Genomic DNA, 18566 nt, shown 5'->3' with positions numbered 1-18566 from the left:
CCCGCATCCGCGGGCGTTGTTCGTATCAAGGGCCGGTAAAGCTGAAGCGCACCGGGGCCGCCGGGCTATGGCTGACGGCGTCGAGCTGCTTTACATCGGCCAGCCACGGGCCGTCGTAGCGGATCTGGTAGCCGTGCTTGCCCTTCCTGAAGGCATAGGAGGGCGTGATGTCGAGGGTGTTCATGTGCGTGGTGTGCGGCGCCACCGGGTGGAAGTCGGCGGCCGTGAAGGCGCCGCGCTTGACCATCATGCCGGTGTAGTCGACCGGCTTGCCGCTGGCGTCCAGCACCTCGAAGCGGCGGCCGGTGATGTCCTCGCCGGCGGCGAGCTCGCGCGGGACCCAGATCGTCGCATCGCCGCGGTTTTCCACCATCAGGCGCACGCGCACCTTGTTGCCGGTGGTCTCGACCTCGAGCTGGTGGCGGACGGTGGCGGCCTGGTCTGCGGTGGCGGCGCTCACCAGGCCCCCGGCAGCGAACAGGACGGCGGGCAGGAATCGAACGGCATGCATGGGTGCTCCTTGAAATATTCTTTCATCAGAAACGCCGGGATGAAATTTTATTGCACAGCCACAGGCAGCGGTTCCGGCGTCGAGGCCAGGATCATCACCGCCACGCGCCGGTTGCGGGCCTGGTTGACCGGCGTATCGTTGGGCGCCACCGGCCGCGTGGAGCCGTAGCCGATGGCCGACAAGCGCGCGTCGAGCACGCCCGCTTCGATGAACAGGCGCACCACGCTGGCTGCGCGCACCGCCGACAGTTCCCAGTTCGACGCGTAGCGCGCCGTCGCGATGGGCAGCTGGTCGGTATGTCCTTCGACCTCGATCCGGTGCGGATCGTTCCTGAGCAGCCCGGCCACCTCGCCCAGCAGCTCGCGCGCGTCGCGCTGCAGCTCGGCCTCGCCCTGGTCGAACAGGGCGCTGGCATTGATCTCGATGCTGATGCCGCGCGCATTCTGGGTCACCCGCACCTGTCCCGACTTCACCAGCGGCAGCAGGGTGGCCGACAAGTCCTTGGCCAGCACCTGCATGCGCTCGCGCTCGCGTTTCGCGGCCTCGAGCCGCTTGCGGTTGACGATGTGCGACAGCGGCAGCACTGGTTCCACCGTGGTGGCGGCCTGGGGCGCCAGGCTGCGCCCGCCGAAGGCGTCGCCCAGCGCTTCGGACAGTACCGCGTACTTGCCTTCGTTGACGATCGAGATCGCGTACATGACGACGAAGAAGGCGAACAGCAGGGTGATGAAATCGGCGTAGGAAATCAGCCAGCGCTCGTGGTTTTCCTGGGCGCCCGAGGCGTCGTCGTAGCGTTTGCGCGCCATGCTGGTCGGGCCCCGGTCAGTGGCGCTGCAGCAGGCTGGCCACGCGCTCGTCGACCACGCGGGTATGGTCGCCGGTGGCCAGGTCGTGGAAGACTTCGGCGAGGATCTCGTACTGGGTCACCTTGTCGGCGACGATGGCCTTGAGCTTGTTGCCGACCGGGTAGAAGAACAGGTTGGCCAGCCCCACGCCATACACGGTGGAGACGAAAGCCACCGCGATGCCGGAACCCAGGCGCGACGGATCCGACAGGTTTTCCATCACATGGATCAGGCCCAGCACCGCGCCCAGGATGCCGATGGTCGGCGCATAGCCGGCGGCCGACTCCCAGATGCGGGCGGCCTGGCGCTGCGAGAATTCGTAGGAGGAGATTTCGCTCTCGAGCAGGCTGCGCAGCTTGTCGGGCTGGATGCCGTCCACCACCAGGCGCAAGCCCTTCTGCACGAATTTATCGGGCGTGGCCATGTACTGCTCCAGCGACAGCAGGCCGTCGCGGCGCGCGCTCAGGCTCCACAGCGCGATTTCGCGCGAGAGCTTGTCGCGCCCGGATTTCGGCGGGAAGAACACCCAGCGCAGCATGCGCACGCCGCCCAGGAAGGTGCGCGCCTCGCTTTGCAGCAGCGTGGCGCCGGCAGTGCCGATCACCACGATGGCGAAGGCCGCCGGCTGGATCAGCGACGCGAATTTGCCACCGTCGAGCGTGTGGCCCACCAATACGCCCGCGATCGCGAGCACCAGTCCGGCTACGCTTGCCCAGTCCACAATTGCTCCTTGAGGGTAGCGCGCAGGCGCGACACGGCCTGGGTGTGCAGCTGCGACACGCGCGATTCGCTCACGCCCATGACCGCGCCGATTTCCTTGAGGTTGAGTTCTTCCTCGTAGTACAGGCCCATCAACAGCTTCTCGCGCGGCGGCAAGTTGTCGATGGCGTCGATGACGGCCTGGCGAAAGCCCGTTTCCATCAGGCTGCGCAGCGGATCGCTGTCGTCCACCGCATAGCGGTCGAGGAAGCTGCCGTCGCCGTCGTCGTCGTGAAAGTCTTCGTAGTACAGCAGCTGGTGGCCGCCGCCGTCGCCCAGCATGTCCTGGTAGTCGGCCAGCGACATCTTGAGCGACTGGGCGATTTCGGATTCGCTGGCCGGGCGGCCGAGGCGCTGGTTCAGCGCTTCCATGGCGGCCTCGACCTTGCGCATGTTCTGGCGCGTGCTGCGCGGCATCCAGTCGCTGTTGCGCAGCTCGTCGAGCATGGCGCCGCGGATGCGCAGCACGGCATAGGTCTCGAACTGGGCGCCGTGGTTGTCTTCGTAGCGGTTGATCGCGTCCAGCAGGCCCATCATGCCGGCCTGGATCAGGTCATCGACTTCCACCGAAGGCGGGAGCTTGGCCTTCATGTGGTGGGCAAGACGCTTTACCAACGGCATATGCTCCGTCAGTAGATGGTCCTTGTCCGATTTGCCTTTGGCCGTGTACATGCGCGCTCTGTTACCTTTGTCTTCTTTTATTCCATAACCCGTTACAACCCGGCCTGCGCGCTGCCTCCCCTGCCCAGCCCGGGCATCGCGTGCAGCGCGAACTTGCCCGCCAGGCGCCGGAAGGCGACCGAAGCCCCCGCCAGCGGGAAGGCATCGACCACCGCCCGCCCCAGGCGCGCGGCACGGTGCAGGTACTCGTCGGCCGGTACCGAGCCCATCGAGTTCAGCGTGACGGCGAGGTAGCGTGTTGCTGCAGTTGACATATTATCGTATACAACCTTGGCCTCCGCCTCTGTCGCGCCGGTAACAAGGATGCCGAAAGGACGGCGCCCCAGTTGCTGCGACAGGCGCTTGATCAGCGCGTAGGCATTGGTGATCGATGCGGCCGAGGTCCCGACCTGCACCACGATCTCCGAACTGGACATCAAGGGCAGCGGCAGTTCGCCGTCCGGGCCCAGCTCGGCGTCGACCATCACGATGCCGGCCTGCTTGGCCAGCACGTCGAAGATCTTGGCCAGGCGGCGCGCATCGGCGCCGCCTTCGCCGCGCTGGGGCACGCCCAGGCTCGCCACCGAAAAGCCCTGCGGCACCGCATGCAGCACCTGGTTCAGCGCGCAATCCTGGTGGGCCACGTCGGCCAGGGTCGCGGCGCGGCCCAGGCCCAGGCGGCGCGAGACGCCGTAGTCGCGTTCGCAGGCGTCCACGATCAGCACGTCGTTGCCGAGCTGGGCCAGCGAGGCGCCCAGGTTGACCAGCATCGCGCCCTTGTCGTCTTCAGGGGTGGCGGACAGGAAGGTGACGATGCGCGGGCGCGGGCCCTGCAGCATCCGGCGCAGGCCTTCGGCCTGGTCGAAATCGAAACTAGCCAAGGGACACCTCGCGCAGCGCATGTTCATGGCCGTCCATGCGGCCGGCGGCGGCCATCATCAGCGGCAGGTCGGCGTCGCCGAACTGGGCCGAGGCGGCGCGGTTGTTGCGGAAGGCGCGGTCGAGCAGCATGCCGCGGTCGGCCAGGTGCAGGTCTTCCGGCACGCGCTGGCCGTTCGAGATGTAGTGCAGGTTCAGTTTCTGGCGAATGACGACGTCGAGCACGTTGCCGATCGAGGCGGCTTCGTCCAGCTTGGTCATGATGCAGCCGGCCAGGCCACTGCCCTGGTAGGCGCGCACCACTTCGTTCAGGGTCTCGTTGGTCGAGGTCGCGTTCAGGCACAGCAGGCGCTTTACGTCGGCGCCCGATTCGCTCAGCATGGCCACCTGCTCCGTCACCATCTGGTCGCGCTGCGACATGCCGATGGTGTCGATCAGCACGGTGTGCTTGTTCTTGAGTTCCTTCAGCGCGATGCGCAGATCGGCCTCGTCCTTCACCGAGTGCACCATCACACCCAGGATCTTGCCGTAGATGCGCAGCTGCTCGTGGCCGCCGATACGATAGGCGTCGGTGGTGATCAGGGCCAGCTTGTCCGGGCCGTGGCGCATCACGCAGCGCGCCGCCAGCTTGGCGGTGGTGGTGGTCTTGCCGACGCCGGTCGGGCCGACCAGGGCGAACACACCGCCGCGCGAGAGCAGGTCGTCCTCGTTGGCGATGGTGGTGAGGTTACGGGCAAGGACGGTCTTGATCCAGCGCAGCGCTTCGGCCGCGTCCTTGGTGACCGGCATCTTGTCGATCAGGTAGCGCGCCAGCGTGGCCGAGAAACCGGCGGCCAGCATCTCGCGCAGCACGGCGGCTTTTTGCGGCTCGCGCTGGGCGGTGGCGTTCCAGGACAGCTCGGCCAGCTGGGTTTCCATCAGGCCACGCATGGCGCGGATCTCGCTCATCATGCCGCTCATCTCGGAAGCGGCCGATTCCTTGGCCTGGGCAATGGCAGCGCTCATCATCGAGCTCATGGCGGCCATGTCGATGGCGGGGGCCGCGGCCGGGGCGCGGCGGTTTTCGTAGGTCGGCGGCACTTCCACTTCGACCGGGGCCGGGGCGGCGCGGCGTTCCACATAGGCTTGGCCGGCGAAGGCGTCCAGTTGCGGGGCGGCGGCGCGCGGAGCCGGCTGGCGGGGCGCCGGCGCGCGGGTGAAGACCGGTTCCGGGTCGAAATCGTCGTCGAAGCTGGCGAAGCGCGGCTGCGGTTCGGCCTGGGTGCTTGGCGCCGCCAGCGAAGCGACGTCGTCGTTATCCAGCGCCAGGATCTCCACCACGCCGTCCACCGGGCGGTTGGACAGGATGACCGCGTCAGGGCCGAGCGCCTCGCGCACCTTGCGCAAGGCGTCACGGGAAGTAGCCGCTGTAAATTTCTTTACGTTCATCTTTTTTTCTCCGCACTTCAACTGGTGTGTTCTACGTCGCCGCGAGCGCAAGCGCCCGTCCATAAGCAGCATTGTGGGCGATGCCGTGGAGAAACCATCGGGGGAGAAAGCGGGGGAAAGGGGTCTATTTCAAACGGCGGGGGCTTACCACGGTTGGCATCGCCAGGCGACCAAGCGGTACGCAGCTTATCGACGATGGCGACGAACCTTACCAACGTCGCTCAATTTATAATGATCTACCCTCAAACAACGTCGCCCCGGCGCAGGCCGGGGCCTAATTTCCCCTCCGAAGCCGGCGCCGGCAACTGTTCGCAAAAATCGGGGTGAATAATGCCAGCGGCATTGTTCACGCCTGCGCCGGTACGACGGTCTTGAGGTCAGGTAAACAAAATCAGTGAGCGGATGGCGAACCGACACCCTCCCCTTACGCCGGGATCCCCACCAGACTGGTCACCCGAATCGTCTTGGTCTCCGGAATCTCGTTATGCGACAGCACCTTCAGCTGGGGCACTGCGCGGCGCAGGAAGCGGGACAACAGCACGCGCAGCGGGGCCGGGACCAGCAGGACCGGACTCAGGCCCAGTTGTTCCTGCTGCTGGGCGGCGTTGGCCGCCTGCTGGGCGATGGTGTCGGCCAGGCCTGGTTCGATGCCGGTGCCGTCGCCGCCCGCGCCCATGGCTTGCATCAGCAGGCGCTCGAGGCGGTTGTCGAGGGTCATCACGGACAATTCGTTCATGCCCGGGAACAGCTGCTGCACGATGGCGCGGCCGAGCGACACCCGCACCATGGCGGTCAGCTCGCCCGGGTCCTGGGTCTGGGTGGCGTATTCCGACAGCGACTCGATGATGGTGCGCATGTCGCGGATGTGGACGCCTTCCTGCAGCAGGTTCTGCAGCACTTTCTGCAGGGTCGACAGCGATACGACCTTCGGCACCAGGTCTTCCACCAGCTTCGGGCTGGCCTTGCCCAGGTGGTCCAGCAGGTCCTGGATTTCCATGCGGCCCAGCAGTTCCGAGGCGTGGGTCGTGATCAGGTGGTTCAGGTGGGTCGCCACCACGGTGCCCGCGTCGACCACGGTGTAGCCCATGCTTTGCGCTTCGTCGCGCAGGCCGGCGTCGATCCAGGTGGCCGGCAGGCCGAAGGCCGGATCGACCGTCGCCTGGCCCGGCAGCGTGCCGCTCGCCATGCCCGGGTTGATCGCCAGGAACTGGCCGTTCATCGCTTCGCCGGTGCCCACTTCCACGCCCTTGAGGGTGATGCGGTAGGCCGAGGGCTTGAGTTCGAGGTTGTCGCGGATGTGCACCGGCGGGGCCAGGAAGCCGACTTCCTGGGCGAATTTCTTGCGGATGCCCTTGATGCGCTTGAGCAGCTCGCCGCCCTGGTTCTTGTCCACCAGCGGGATCAGGCGGTAGCCCACTTCCAGGCCGAGGGTGTCGACCGCCATGACGTCCTGCCAGGTCGCTTCTTCGGTTTCGGCCGGGGCGCCCGCGCCGCCCGGGGCGCCGCCTGCCGCCGCTTCGGCCGCCGCCGCCGCTTCCTGTTGCGGCTTGTCCTTGGCGCGCTTGGCGATCATGTAGCCCCCGCCGCACAAGGCGCTGCCCAGCAACAGGAACACCAGGTTGGGCATGCCGGGGATCAGGCCCAGCGCGAAAATGATGCCGCCGGTGATGTACAGGACTTCCGGACGGGCAAACAGCTGGTTGGTCACCTGGCTGCTGATGTCGTCTTCGTTGGCCACGCGCGAGACCACCATACCGGCCGCGATCGAGATGATCAGCGACGGAATCTGTGCCACCAGGCCGTCGCCGATCGCCAGCAGCGTATAGGTCTCGGCCGCCTGGCCGATCGCCAGGTCGTGCTGCACCACGCCGACAATCAGGCCGCCAATGACGTTGATCAGGGTGATCATGATGCCGGCCACGGCGTCGCCCTTGACGTACTTGGAGGCGCCGTCCATGGCGCCGTAGAACTCGGCCTCTTGCGAGACTTCGCTGCGACGCTTGCGGGCGTCTGCTTCGCCGATCAGGCCAGCGTTGAGGTCGGCGTCGATCGCCATCTGCTTGCCCGGCATTGCGTCCAGCGCGAAGCGCGCGCCAACTTCGGCGATACGGCCCGCACCCTTGGTGACGACCGAGAAGTTGATGATGGTCAGGATGATGAAGACCACGATACCGACAGTGAAATTACCGCCGATCAGGAAGTGGCCAAAGGCTTCGACCACCTTGCCCGCGGCGGCGCCGCCGGTATGGCCCTCGGTCAGGACAATACGGGTCGAGGCCACGTTGAGCGCCAGGCGCAGCATGGTCGAGATCAGCAGGATCGACGGAAAGGCCATGAAATCGAGCGGCTTGACCGTGTACAGCGCGGTCAGCAGCACGATGACCGAGAGGGCGATGTTAAAGCTGAAGAACACATCCAGCACGAAGGCCGGCAACGGAAGGATCATCATCGCCAGCAGGACGATGATGAAGACCGGAGCGGCGAGCGCGCTGGCGCCGCGCGCCGCCAGCCCGTTGGTCCATGCCGGTAACTTGATGCTGTTCATTAGTGCAATGCTCCGTTGCTGTTATCGGGTGCGGCGCTGCCCGGCCCCTTGTAGGCCGGATCGTTCGGGTCCATCTCGGGCGGAACGGCCAGCTTGGCCGGACGGTCCGGATAGTCGCCGTCGCCCTTCTTGTAGGCGCGCAGCTGGTAGACATAGGCCAGGACTTCGGCCACCGCCGAGAACAGCTTTTCCGGGATCTCTTCGTCGATGTCGGTGTGCTTGTAGAGCGCACGCGCCAAGGCCGGGGCCTCGAGCAGCGTCACCTTGTGCTCGGCGCCGAGTTCGCGGATCTTGGCCGCCACCTCGTCGATACCCTTGGCCACCACGCGCGGCGCGCCCTTCTGGCCGTCGCTGTACTTCAATGCCACCGCATAGTGGGTCGGGTTGGTGACGATCACGTCCGCAGTAGGGACATTCTGCATCATGCGGCCGCGCGCCATTTCGCGCTGCATCTGGCGAATCCTGCCCTTCATCTGCGGATTGCCGTCCGATTCCTTGGATTCCTGGATCATTTCCTGGCGCGTCATCTTGAGCTTGTCGTTGTAATGCCACAACTGGTAGGGGCCGTCGATGGCCGCGATCACGCCCAGCGCGCCGACGATGAACAGGAAGGCCTTGGCCATCAGCTCGCCCACGTGGGCGCTGCCGGCGTTGAGCGGCTCGAGCGCCAGCCCGAGCATGGCTTCCTTCTGGCCCATGATGACCACCCAGGCCACGATGCCCACCACCAGGGTCTTGGCGATGGCCTTGAGCAGCTCGATCAGGGCATTGGCGGAGAACATGTTGCCGATACCCTTGATCGGGTTCAGCTTCATGAAGTTGGGCATGAAGGCCTTGGACGAAAACAGCCAGCCGCCGATCAGGATCGGCGAGGCCAGCGCGACCAGCATGATGAGGCCGGCCAGCGGCAGGCAGGCCAGCAGGACCGCCACCAGGTCGGTGGTGATGCGTTCGATCAGGACGTCGGGGTTGTAGGCCTGGTCGCGGCTGAGCGACAGGCCGGAATGCAGGGCCTGGCCGAGCTTGCCGGCAAGGGTGCCGCCGGTCATCCACAGGCCGGCGCCGGCGGTCATCAGGACGGTGAAGGTAGCCAGTTCGCGCGAACGTGGAACGTCGCCGTCCTCCCGGGCTTTTTCAAGCCTCCTGGGTGACGCGGGTTCGGTCTTTTCTGCGTCGCTGTCTTCCGACATCCACCGCTCCTGTTCGCTTGAAAGACAGGATTATCGCAGGTGTTGCCGTACGGCTAGAAGCGAAACAGGCTGCGGAACACCCCTTATTTACGCGGATTTGCGTGGAAACGACTCAGCAGTATCGGATGCGATATCAGTCGAACATCTCGGCCTGCGCAAATGGCAGGCCTTTGTCGTCCTTGGCCGACACCACCGGCGCCGCCTGCCCCGGCCAGGCGATGGCCAGTGCGGGATCGTTCCAGGCGATGCAGCGCTCGTGCTCGGGCGCGTAGTAGTCGGTGGTCTTGTAGACGAACTCCGCCGTCTCCGACAGCACCAGGAAGCCGTGGGCGAAGCCTTCCGGCACCCACATCTGCCGCTTGTTCTCCGCGCTCAGGACTTCGCCCACCCACTGGCCGAAGGTGGGCGAGGCGCGGCGCAGGTCGACCGCCACGTCGAACACGCTGCCGCTGACCACGCGTACCAGCTTGCCCTGCGGCTGGCGCAGCTGGTAATGCAGGCCGCGCAGCACGTTGTGGGCCGATTTCGAATGGTTGTCCTGCACGAAGGCGACCTTGCGGCCCAGCGCTTCCTCGAAGCGGGCCTGGTGGAAGCTTTCGTAGAAGAAGCCGCGTTCGTCGCCAAACACGCGCGGTTCGATGCGCAGGACGTCGGGAATGGACAGGCGGGTAATCTGCATCAGAACACCGTTTCGCTCAGGACCCGCATCAGGTACTGGCCGTAGCCGTTCTTGCGCAGGGGCGCGGCCAGCGCCTCGAGCCGGTCGCCGTCGATCCAGCCCTTGCGGTAAGCAATTTCCTCAGGGCAAGCTACCTTCAGGCCCTGGCGGCGCTCGATGGTCGCGATGAACTGGCTGGCGTCGAGCAGGGACTCGTGGGTGCCGGTGTCGAGCCAGGCGTAGCCACGGCCCATGATCTCGACGTCGAGCTTGCCCATTTCCATGTAGATGCGGTTCAGGTCCGTGATCTCGAGCTCGCCGCGCGCGGACGGCTTGAGCGTACGGGCGATAGCGGCCACGTTCTCGTCGTAGAAGTACAGGCCGGTCACCGCATAGTTGGAACGCGGCACGGCGGGCTTTTCTTCCAGGCTGACGGCCTTGCCCTTGGCGTCGAACTCGACCACGCCGTAGCGCTCCGGGTCCTGCACGTGATAGGCGAACACGCTGGCGCAATCGCGGCGGGCGTCGGCGCGCTCGAGCAGGGTGTTGAAGTCGTGGCCATAGAACAGGTTGTCGCCCAGCACCAGTGCCGACGGCGAATCGCCAAGGAATTCCTCGCCGATCAGGAAGGCCTGCGCCAGCCCGTCCGGCGACGCCTGGACCGCGTACGACAGGTTCAGGCCCCAGCGCGCGCCGTCGCCCAGCAGTTGCTGGAAGCGCGGCGTGTCCTGCGGGGTGGAGATGATGAGGATGTCGCGGATCCCGCCCAGCATCAGCGTGCTCAGCGGGTAATAAATCATCGGCTTGTCGAATACCGGCAGCAGCTGCTTGGAAATCGCGAGCGTGGCCGGGTGCAGGCGGGTGCCGCTGCCGCCGGCCAGGATAATACCTTTACGTTGCTTGGCTTCAGTCATGGGATCACTCACAGGTTTCCTTGCGCCGCCAGTTCGGCGATCAAGCGGTTGACATGGTGGCGCCAGTCCGGCATCTGCAGGCCGAAACTTGCGCAGAATTTGCTGCTGTCGAGGCGCGAATTGGCCGGGCGCGCCGCCGGGACCAGGAAGGCGCTGGCGGCGATCGGGAGCACCTGGCCGGGCCCGGCGCGCAACACCGCGCCATGGGCCTGGGCCTGTTCCAGCACATGCCTGGCGTAGGCGTGCCAGGTGGTCTCGCCCGCGGCGGCCAGGTGGTAGGTGCCGGACAGGTGCGCCGCGCCCTCGGTCGACCCGGCGATGCGGTGCAGCGCCAGCGCGGTGGCGTCGGCCAGCAGTTCGGCGCCGGTCGGGGCGCCATACTGGTCGGCCACGACCTTGAGCTCATCGCGTTCTTTTGCCAGGCGCAGCATGGTTTTCGCGAAGTTGCCGCCGCGTGGTGCGAAGACCCAGCTGGTGCGCAGGATCAGGTGGCGCACGCCGCTGGCGCGGATCCTTTCCTCGCCTTCGAGCTTGGTGCGGCCGTAGACCGACAAGGGATGGGTCGCGTCGGTCTCGACCCAGGCCCCGGCCTTGCTGCCGTCGAACACGTAATCGGTCGAGTAATGGACCAGCCAGGCGCCGAGCGCCTGCGCCTCGTCGGCCAGCACCCCGGGCGCCAGCGCATTGACGCTATGGGCGGTGGTTTCGTCGGCCTCGGCCTTGTCCACGGCGGTGTAGGCGGCGGCATTGACGATGATATCGGGACGCACGCTGCGCACCAGGGCGCGCAGCGATTCGGGCTGGCTGAAGTCGGCCTCGCTGCGGCCGACGGCGCACAATTGCCCGAGCGGGGCGAGCGCGCGCTGCAGCTCCCAGCCGACCTGTCCGTCCTTGCCGAGCAACAGGATCTTCATTGCGCGTATTGCCGTTCGACCCATTCGCGGTAATGTCCGCTGGTGATGTTGTGCACCCATTGCTGGTTGTCCAGGTACCAAGCGACAGTCTTGCGGATGCCGGTCTCGAAGGTTTCGGCCGGACGCCAGCCCAGCTCGCGCTCGAGCTTGCCGGCGTCGATCGCGTAGCGGCGGTCGTGGCCGGGACGGTCTTTCACGAAGCTCATCTGGGTCGCATAGGACGCACCGTCGGCGCGCGGGCGCAGCTCGTCCAGGATGGCGCACAGGGTCCGCACGACGTCGATGTTGGCTTTTTCGTTGCAGCCGCCGACGTTGTAGGTTTCTCCCAGCTTGCCCGCGGCCAGCACGCGGCGGATCGCGCTGCAGTGGTCGGTGACGTAGAGCCAGTCGCGGATCTGCTGGCCGTCGCCGTAGATCGGCAGCGGCTTGCCGGCCAGCGCATTGTGGATCACCAGCGGGATCAGTTTTTCCGGGAAATGATACGGCCCGTAGTTGTTCGAGCAGTTGGTGGTCAGGACCGGCAGGCCATAGGTATGGTGGTAGGCGCGCACCAGGTGGTCCGAGGCCGCCTTGCTGGCCGAGTACGGGCTGTTCGGTTCATAGCGGTGCTGCTCGTCGAAGGCGGGTGCGTCGCTCGACAGCGAGCCATACACTTCATCGGTCGACACGTGCAGGAAGCGGAAGGCCGCCCTGGCCTCGTCGTCCAGCCCGGACCAATACCCGCGCACCGCTTCGAGCAGGTTGAAGGTGCCGACGATATTGGTCTGGATGAAGGCGCCCGGGCCCTCGATCGAGCGGTCGACGTGGCTTTCAGCTGCGAAATTGAGTACTGCCCTCACCCCGTGCTCGGCCAGCAGGCGCGCCACCAGGGCGCTGTCGCCGATGTCGCCGCGCACGAAGTGGTGGCGGGCGTCGCCCTCGAGGCTGGCCAGGTTGTCGACGTTGCCGGCGTAGGTCAGCAAGTCGAGGTTGACGACCGCTTCGTCATGGTGCGCGAGCCAGTCGATCACGAAATTCGAGCCGATAAAGCCGGCCCCGCCGGTCACGAGGATAGTCATTCCTGCAATTCCTGTTCAGTTCAATGGTAGTCGGGCATGCCACACCCAGGGACGCTTTCTTCAACTCAAGAATTGTAATTGAATAACAGCGATACTGTCTGTTTGGCAATCCAATCGCGCGGGTACCTGGCGGGGAGACGGATGAGGAAATGTCGTGCCTGCACCACAGTTAGCAAGCAGGCATCATTTTGAAAGCAGTTGCGCGCCCTGTCAATGCAGGAGCGGCGGCGGCTGGAGACTTACAGGCCGCGTCCGATGAAGGACGAGTTGCCCGGTTCGAGCGAGATATCGGCCAGCGGCACCTGCAGCGGACGCTGCATGCGGCGCCGGCGCGCCCACCAGGCCGAGACGACGAAGGCATACACCGACAGGTACAGCAGGAAGCTGGCCAGCACGCCCTGCAGCAGGGCTTCGGGCACATTGGCAAAGCGCACCGCCATCATGGCCGGCACCAGCGCCACTGCCCACGAGAACGGCGACACGCAGGCGTTGCGCAGCGGCGCCGGCAATGCGCGGAAGTAGCGCGCCGCGACCGCGGTCTTGACCAGGCTGTGCAGGTGCCAGCTGTCCGGGTGGCCCGGATGGCGGCGGCACCACAGGCGGCGCACGATGGTAAACACGGTCTCGAAGATCGGGTAGGCGCAGGCCAGCAGCGGCGCCCAGGGCGAGACGCCCGGGTTGCGGTAGACCAGCATCACGGACAGCCAGGCCAGCAGGAAGCCGAGCAGGTAGGCCCCGCCGTCGCCGAGGAACAGCTTGCCGAACGGGAAATTGACGACAAAGAAGCCGGCGGTGACGGCGCACACCGTGAAGCACAGCTGGGCCAGGGTGGCGTCGCCGGCATCCTGGGCCAGCACGCCAAGCGCCGCCATGCCAATGAGCACGGTACCGCTGGCCAGGCCATTGAAGCCGTCGATGATATTGACCGCGTTGGCCACGCCGCCGACCGCGAAGGCGGTAAACAGCACCGACACCGGCAGCCACGACAGCAGCATGTCGAGCGGCTCGACGCCGATGCGCAGCAGGGTGACGCCGGTCAGGCCCCAGCAGCAGACGCCGCTGGCCATGGTGGCGAGCAGGCGCGCCCGCACCGAGACATTGCGGGTGAGGTCTTCGGCCAGCCCGAACACGAAGGCCGGCATGGCAGCCACCAGCACCGGCAGCAGCAGGTCCTGCTGTTCCGGCGTGAGCACGCCCAGCGACAGCCAGAGGCCGAGCATGATGGCGGCGCCGCCGACGCGCGGCGTCGGGGTGATGTGGAACTTTTGCACGCCGTGCGTCGCGTCGAGCGAATAGCGGCCGTGCCAGCGGGTCGTCAGGACGAGCAGCAGCGAACAGGCCAGCGTAACGGCGAAGCCAAGCTCGAGGCCGGCGAAGGGCAGATTAAGAATACTCATAGAACCACTTTGTTAACTCGTCAATTCTATCGCATTTCCATTTAACCAAAGACACAAGGTGTTACAGACTGTTTCCCACCATGCGCTGCAAGTCGTTGATTGTTCTAGAACAAATGTGGATTCTAGGGATTTTAAGCAGTCGCAAGCAAGCTCCCAGATACTTCTCCTACCATTTCTCGACAATTTGTTACATGTTTCGCTCGACAATATTCGTGACGGATAAACGCAGCATCCAGGAGCCGCCCAGATGGTTTTTCCCCGCACGTGCACGGCGCGCTTCCCGTCGCCTTCCGGCCTGCTGCTGCTCGCCGCGTTGTGGCTGCCGCTGCCGGCCTGGCCGCAGGCCACGGGGGAACTGGCCGAGCTGCGCGCGCGCCAGCTGGCAGCCGAGGCGCGCCAGGCCCTGGCCGAGGCCGAGCGCGCCGAACTGCTGGCGCGCCTGCCGCCAGCCCAGTCCAAGCCGCTGGCCGGCGCCGTCGATACGCGCCAGTTCGGCGCGGCCGGCCTGGTGCGCGCCTTCGACCTGGCGCGCGAACTTGCCGCCACGCTGTGCGCGCGCCTGCCGGCGGGCCGCGCCACCGCCCTGTATGAGCCGGTCACGGCCCAGGGCATGGTGGCGGCGCGCACCGTCGACAGCGCCCTCGTCCGCCTGTCCAGCGACATGGCCGAACGCAATAAGGAACTGCAGCGCTACCTCGACACCCACCGCCCGCCCGGTACCGGCACGGCGGCCATCCCGCTGGCGGTGCTCACGGTCGTGCCCGCCACCGTGCGCGCCGGGGCCGACATCGCCGCCCTGCTGCGCAGCGACGTCAGCGCAGCCGGCATCGGCTATGGCGAAGGCGCGCGCAGCCTGTTCGCCAGCGCCCTGGCACAGGCCTGCCCGGGCCGCATCAGCGGGCTCGGGGCCGGCTATCTTGGCGAACTCGACTGGCCACGCTACGAGAAACTGCTGGGCCGGGTCAGCGCCCTCGCGGTCCATCGCGCCGCCTACGCCCAGCGCATCGGCGCATTGCAGCTGCTGGCCGACGCCGCCAAGGGCGAGCAGAAAAAAGAATTCGCCGTCGTGGCGCAGGCCGCGCTGGCGCAGCTGAAGGTGGTCGACGCCTTCGTCGAATCGATCAAGGCCGGCGAAGCCAGCGAAAAGAGCCCGCTATTCAATACCGCGCGCTACCTCGGCTATAGCGAGCGCACCGCCGGCAGCCTGCTGCTCGACATCGACCTGCGGCTGGAAGGCATGAGCATCGTAAAGGAAAACCTGTTCACCGGGCAGCACCTGCGCCTGTCGGGTGTCGCCTTCCTGTGGTACCGGCTGCACGAGCCGGACGGCCGCCTGCTGGAAGCCGACGTGCTGCGCCGCATTACCCGGCCGGTGGAAGTCGACCTGCGCGGATCAAGCCCGGATACGTTCTGGTCGGGACCATGACGCTGGTCAACGCTCGGCTTTTTTTACCGTTTGGTCAATCGCCCCGAACACCGACTTGCCTTTCTCGTCCAGCATCTCGATCCGGATCGTGTCGCCGAAGCGCATGAATTCCGTCGTCGCCGCCCCGTCCGCTATCATTTCCAGGCAACGCTTCTCCGCGATGCACGAGTAGCCTTTGCTGGCATCCTTGTTCGACACCGTCCCCGACCCGACGATGCTGCCGGCCCGCACATTGCGGCTCTTGCACAGGTGCGCGAGCAATTGCGGGAAGTTGAACACCATGTCGGTGCCGGCGTCCGGCTGCCCGACCAGCTTGCCGTTCCACAGCGAGCGCAGCGGCAGGTGCAGCTTGCCGCCGCGCCAGGCCTCGCCCAGCTCGTCGGGCGTGACCGCCACCGGTGCGAAACTGGTGGCCGGTTTCGACTGCAGGAAGCCGAAGCCCTTGGCCAGCTCCTCGGGAATCAGGTTGCGCAGCGAGACGTCGTTAACCAGCGCCAGCAGCCGGATCTGCCCGTGCGCCTGGTCCGGCGTGGTCCCCATCCGCAGGTCGCCGGTGATGACCGCCACCTCGGCTTCGAAATCGATGCCCCACTCCTCGTGCGCCAGCACGATGTCGTCCATCGGCCCCAGGAAATCGTCGCTGCCGCCCTGGTACATGAGCGGATCTTCCCAGAACGAGGCCGGCATCTCGGCCTTGCGCGCGCGGCGCACCAGTTCCACGTGGTTGACGTAGGCCGAACCGTCGGCCCACTGGTAGGCGCGCGGCAAGGGCGCCATGCACTTGTCCGGCTCGAAGTCGAAGGGACGGCGCGCCCGGCCTTCGTTGAGCAGCAGCGACAGATCGTTCAGCTGGGGCGCGATGAAGGCCCAGTCGTCGAGCGCGGCCTGCAGCGTGGGCGCAATCCCGTCGGCAACGTGGGCAGTCTTCAGGTCGCGCGCGACGACCAGCAATTGGCCGTCGCGGCTACCGTCCTTGAGGGTGGCGAGTTTCATGAATGGCGGGCTCCTGTTGGCAACCCGCCATTGTACTGGCTTAGTAACGACTGCATCCTCGTTGCACGCGACCGCAGCGGCCAGACCTGCGATGCCGTTACCGGACGCGGGGCCGTGAGCGCGCTCCAGCTCGAACGGCACCTGTTACCGATGCTCGATCCCCAGGTGCTGCTGGTAACCGACGCCAACGCGGCCTACCGGGCGTTCAGCCGGCGCCACGGCATCGCCCACCAGTACGTCAACCTGCGCGCCGGCGAGCGGGTGCGGCGCAGCAGCGAAGGCGCCATCCATGTACAGAACGTGAATTCCTATCACCGCCGCCTGCGCGACTGGCTGGCGCGCTTCCACGGCGTCGCGTCCCGCTACCTGCCGAATTACCTGGGCTGGCGCAGGGCGCTCGATGGAGGGCGCGTCAAGTCCGCCGAGGGATTGCTGCGCCTGGCAATCAAACCCATCCATAGCGAAGGGTGACAGCGCCTAGTACTTGACCATCACCCCGGCGCCGATGCTGCGCTGGAAGTAGTTATAGTCGATCAGGCTCTGGCCATAACCGGAGAACCAGTGCACGTACCCCTTGAGCGGACCGGCCAGCGGGAAGGCCCAGCCGAGCTGGGTCGCGCCCTTTTTCGTGTGCAGGTTGCGCCGCAGCAGTGCCGAAAACTCATGCCCGTCCATGCGGTAGGTGCCGGTCAGCTCGCCATGGCCCAGGTAGTCGGCGATGTCGGGGTTGTTATCCTCGTCGAGCGACTCGTTGACGCGCTTCCATACCCGCGCCGTCATGCTCAGCGGGCCCCGTTCGAGGCCGACCTGGGCGTAGAAGCGGTTCCAGCTGCGCGACAGGCTGGCTGACTGCCCGTTGGACTGATGCACGAAACCCAGGTTCAGGAATTTCAGGTTGGCGCCAAGCACGCTGACGTTCAGCGGCGTCACGACCATCACCTCCGGCTGGTAGTTGGTCTCGCGGAAAGGACTCGAGGCGGCGCGGTTGCCGGCCTGCCAGAAGCTGTTCTGGGTATAGCCAAACCAGACGTCCACCGGCAGTTCGAAGGCGGTTTCGACGGCCTTCATCTTGAAGCCGAGCTGGAATTCCAGTTCGGCGTGGGACAGCTTGCCGGTGAAATCCTCGGCGCGCAATGCGCGGTACGGGGCTTCGTTCGGGCGGTAGGACCGGTTCGCCACCAGGTAGTTCGGATTATGCGGGCGGAATACGAAGGTGCCGCGGCGATGTTTTTCGCCCAGCTCCCAATGGCCATCCATGGTGTATTCGGCGGCTGCCTCGACCACCGGGTCCACCGACGCGGCCGCATCCGGCTGGGGCCTGGTCGGGAAGGCGGTGGGCTGCCGGCCCGGCGCGGCGGCGGCCACTTCCGGGGCGGCCGGGGCCGCGCCTGGGGCGGTCCCATGCGCGGCGGCGAGGCGGTCGAAGCAGGCAAGGCGCTCGGCCTGTCCGGTGACCTGGGCGCAATCGGCAAGTTGCTGCGGGAGTTGTTGGGCGACGGCGGGAGCGGCGAATAGGAGCGGAAGCAGTGCTGCAGGAATCTTTTTTAAGTGCATGGTCTTCTTTGGAAACGGCTATACGGCCGCCATGCCCGAACGTAGGACATGGCGGATTGCTAACGGAGTTTCGCGGAAAACCTCACATAGTGTCGCACCGCATGCCGCAGTGCGGCAAAATTCACGGCACCAGCAAGTCCAGTTGGTCCTTTTCCAGGAAGCACCATTCGCCTTCGGCCAGACCGAGCGCCTCGAGCGCCAAGCCGCCGATCTGCGAGCGGTGCAGCGCGCTGCAGTGGTTGCCGGCGGCGGCCAGCATGCGCTTGACCTGGTGGTACTTGCCCTGCTCCAGCACGATTTCCAGCAGGTGCTCGCCGCGCTGCATGCAAGACAGGGCTTTCAGGGGGGCCGGCTCGTCGTGCAGCTGCACGCCCGCCAGCAGTTGCGCCACCAGCGCCTCGGTCACCGGCTCGGCGGTGCTGGCCTGGTAGACCTTCGGGACGTGGCGCTTGGGCGAGGACTGGGCATGGATGAAGGGACCGTCGTCCGACATCAGCAGCAGCCCGGTGGTGTCGTGGTCGAGCCGGCCGACCGGCTGCACCTCGCGCCAGCTGAACTGTTCCGGCAGCAGGGTCAGCACGCCCGGGTGGTGACTGGGCTTGCGCGAACACTCGAAGTTGGCCGGCTTGTGCAGCGCGAGATAAAGGTGCTCGCGGTAGCGCCACTCTTCGTCGAATACCGTCAGCACCAGGTCGCCCGTGTCGAAGGTGGCCTTGTAATTGTCTTCGACCGCGCCGTTGACCGACACGTCGCCGTCCTCGATCAGTGCGCGGCAGTATTTGCGGGTACCGAATCCCTGCGATTGCAGGATGCGGTCCAGGGAAAGTTTGCTCAT

The 18566-nt window shown here is 66.1% G+C and carries 17 protein-coding genes and 1 pseudogene; 2 read left to right on the top strand and 16 right to left on the bottom strand.

All coding sequences use genetic code 11. The features are described from left to right. Positions 1-25: 25 nt before the first annotated feature. From BM031_RS11345 to BM031_RS11285, 13 genes are all read right to left on the bottom strand, one after another. On the bottom strand, positions 26-511 hold the full coding sequence (locus BM031_RS11345) for a hypothetical protein (protein WP_177207722.1): 486 nt from the start codon (positions 509-511) through the stop codon (positions 26-28). A gap of 47 nt (positions 512-558) precedes the next feature. Then, the gene (gene motD / locus BM031_RS11340; RefSeq protein WP_091874682.1) at positions 559-1317 is read right to left on the bottom strand and encodes a flagellar motor protein MotD; all 759 of its coding nucleotides are present in this window, start codon (positions 1315-1317) and stop codon (positions 559-561) included. A 16-nt stretch (positions 1318-1333) separates the two neighbouring features. Continuing rightward, a complete protein-coding gene (locus BM031_RS11335) occupies positions 1334-2077 on the bottom strand; it encodes a flagellar motor protein (protein ID WP_091874681.1) in 744 nt (247 codons plus the stop codon). After that, the gene (locus tag BM031_RS11330; protein WP_091874680.1) at positions 2059-2787 is read right to left on the bottom strand and encodes an RNA polymerase sigma factor FliA; all 729 of its coding nucleotides are present in this window, start codon (positions 2785-2787) and stop codon (positions 2059-2061) included. Before BM031_RS11330 ends, BM031_RS11335 begins: the two co-directional genes overlap by 19 nt. Before the next feature lie 41 nt (positions 2788-2828). Next, on the bottom strand, positions 2829-3656 hold the full coding sequence (locus tag BM031_RS11325; protein WP_091874679.1) for a MinD/ParA family ATP-binding protein: 828 nt from the start codon (positions 3654-3656) through the stop codon (positions 2829-2831). Continuing rightward, positions 3649-5082, bottom strand: a complete 1434-nt coding sequence (gene flhF, locus BM031_RS11320; protein ID WP_091874678.1) for a flagellar biosynthesis GTPase FlhF — start codon at positions 5080-5082, stop codon at positions 3649-3651. The genes BM031_RS11325 and flhF overlap by 8 nt, the downstream gene beginning before the upstream one ends. A 424-nt stretch (positions 5083-5506) precedes the next feature. Further along, the gene (flhA, locus tag BM031_RS11315) at positions 5507-7627 is read right to left on the bottom strand and encodes a flagellar biosynthesis protein FlhA (RefSeq protein WP_177207721.1); all 2121 of its coding nucleotides are present in this window, start codon (positions 7625-7627) and stop codon (positions 5507-5509) included. After that, positions 7627-8817 carry a flagellar biosynthesis protein FlhB gene (gene flhB / locus BM031_RS11310; RefSeq protein ID WP_091874676.1) on the bottom strand — a complete coding sequence of 397 codons (1191 nt, stop codon included), beginning with the start codon at positions 8815-8817 and terminating at the stop codon, positions 7627-7629. The genes flhA and flhB overlap by 1 nt, the downstream gene beginning before the upstream one ends. Positions 8818-8950: 133 nt before the next feature. Then, on the bottom strand, positions 8951-9496 hold the full coding sequence (gene rfbC, locus BM031_RS11305; protein ID WP_091874675.1) for a dTDP-4-dehydrorhamnose 3,5-epimerase: 546 nt from the start codon (positions 9494-9496) through the stop codon (positions 8951-8953). Then, a complete protein-coding gene (gene rfbA, locus BM031_RS11300; RefSeq protein ID WP_091874674.1) occupies positions 9496-10389 on the bottom strand; it encodes a glucose-1-phosphate thymidylyltransferase RfbA in 894 nt (297 codons plus the stop codon). Before rfbA ends, rfbC begins: the two co-directional genes overlap by 1 nt. 8 nt (positions 10390-10397) lie before the next feature. After that, positions 10398-11303, bottom strand: a complete 906-nt coding sequence (gene rfbD / locus BM031_RS11295) for a dTDP-4-dehydrorhamnose reductase (RefSeq protein ID WP_091874673.1) — start codon at positions 11301-11303, stop codon at positions 10398-10400. After that, positions 11300-12361 carry a dTDP-glucose 4,6-dehydratase gene (rfbB, locus tag BM031_RS11290; protein ID WP_091874672.1) on the bottom strand — a complete coding sequence of 354 codons (1062 nt, stop codon included), beginning with the start codon at positions 12359-12361 and terminating at the stop codon, positions 11300-11302. The genes rfbD and rfbB overlap by 4 nt, the downstream gene beginning before the upstream one ends. 239 nt (positions 12362-12600) lie before the next feature. Next, entirely contained in the window at positions 12601-13758 is a 1158-nt protein-coding gene (locus BM031_RS11285) for an MraY family glycosyltransferase (protein WP_091874671.1), read from the bottom strand. Positions 13759-14005: 247 nt separating this feature from the next. Here BM031_RS11285 and BM031_RS11280 point away from each other — a divergent pair, with 247 nt between their 5' ends. Continuing rightward, positions 14006-15184, top strand: coding sequence for a hypothetical protein (locus tag BM031_RS11280; protein WP_229408798.1), 1179 nt, complete (start codon positions 14006-14008; stop codon positions 15182-15184). A gap of 6 nt (positions 15185-15190) precedes the next feature. Here the strand turns inward: BM031_RS11280 and BM031_RS11275 are convergent, their stop codons facing one another. Next, a complete protein-coding gene (locus BM031_RS11275; protein ID WP_091874670.1) occupies positions 15191-16177 on the bottom strand; it encodes a fumarylacetoacetate hydrolase family protein in 987 nt (328 codons plus the stop codon). Positions 16178-16225: 48 nt separating this feature from the next. On the opposite strand from BM031_RS11275, the pseudogene BM031_RS11270 reads away from it, so the two are divergent. After that, positions 16226-16648, top strand: a pseudogene (locus tag BM031_RS11270) (IS1595 family transposase); the annotation flags it as partial. A gap of 6 nt (positions 16649-16654) precedes the next feature. Here the strand turns inward: BM031_RS11270 and BM031_RS11265 are convergent. Continuing rightward, positions 16655-17731, bottom strand: a complete 1077-nt coding sequence (locus BM031_RS11265) for a phospholipase A (RefSeq protein WP_091874669.1) — start codon at positions 17729-17731, stop codon at positions 16655-16657. A gap of 121 nt (positions 17732-17852) precedes the next feature. Further along, complete coding sequence (locus BM031_RS11260) at positions 17853-18566, bottom strand: pseudouridine synthase (RefSeq protein ID WP_091874668.1); 714 nt, start codon at positions 18564-18566, stop codon at positions 17853-17855.

The sequence above is a fragment of the Massilia yuzhufengensis genome (assembly GCF_900112225.1).
GTDB classification, from domain to species: domain Bacteria; phylum Pseudomonadota; class Gammaproteobacteria; order Burkholderiales; family Burkholderiaceae_D; genus Telluria; species Telluria yuzhufengensis.
The sequence above is the reverse complement of the archived record's forward strand: the minus strand, read 5'-3'. Positions and strand labels throughout refer to the sequence as shown.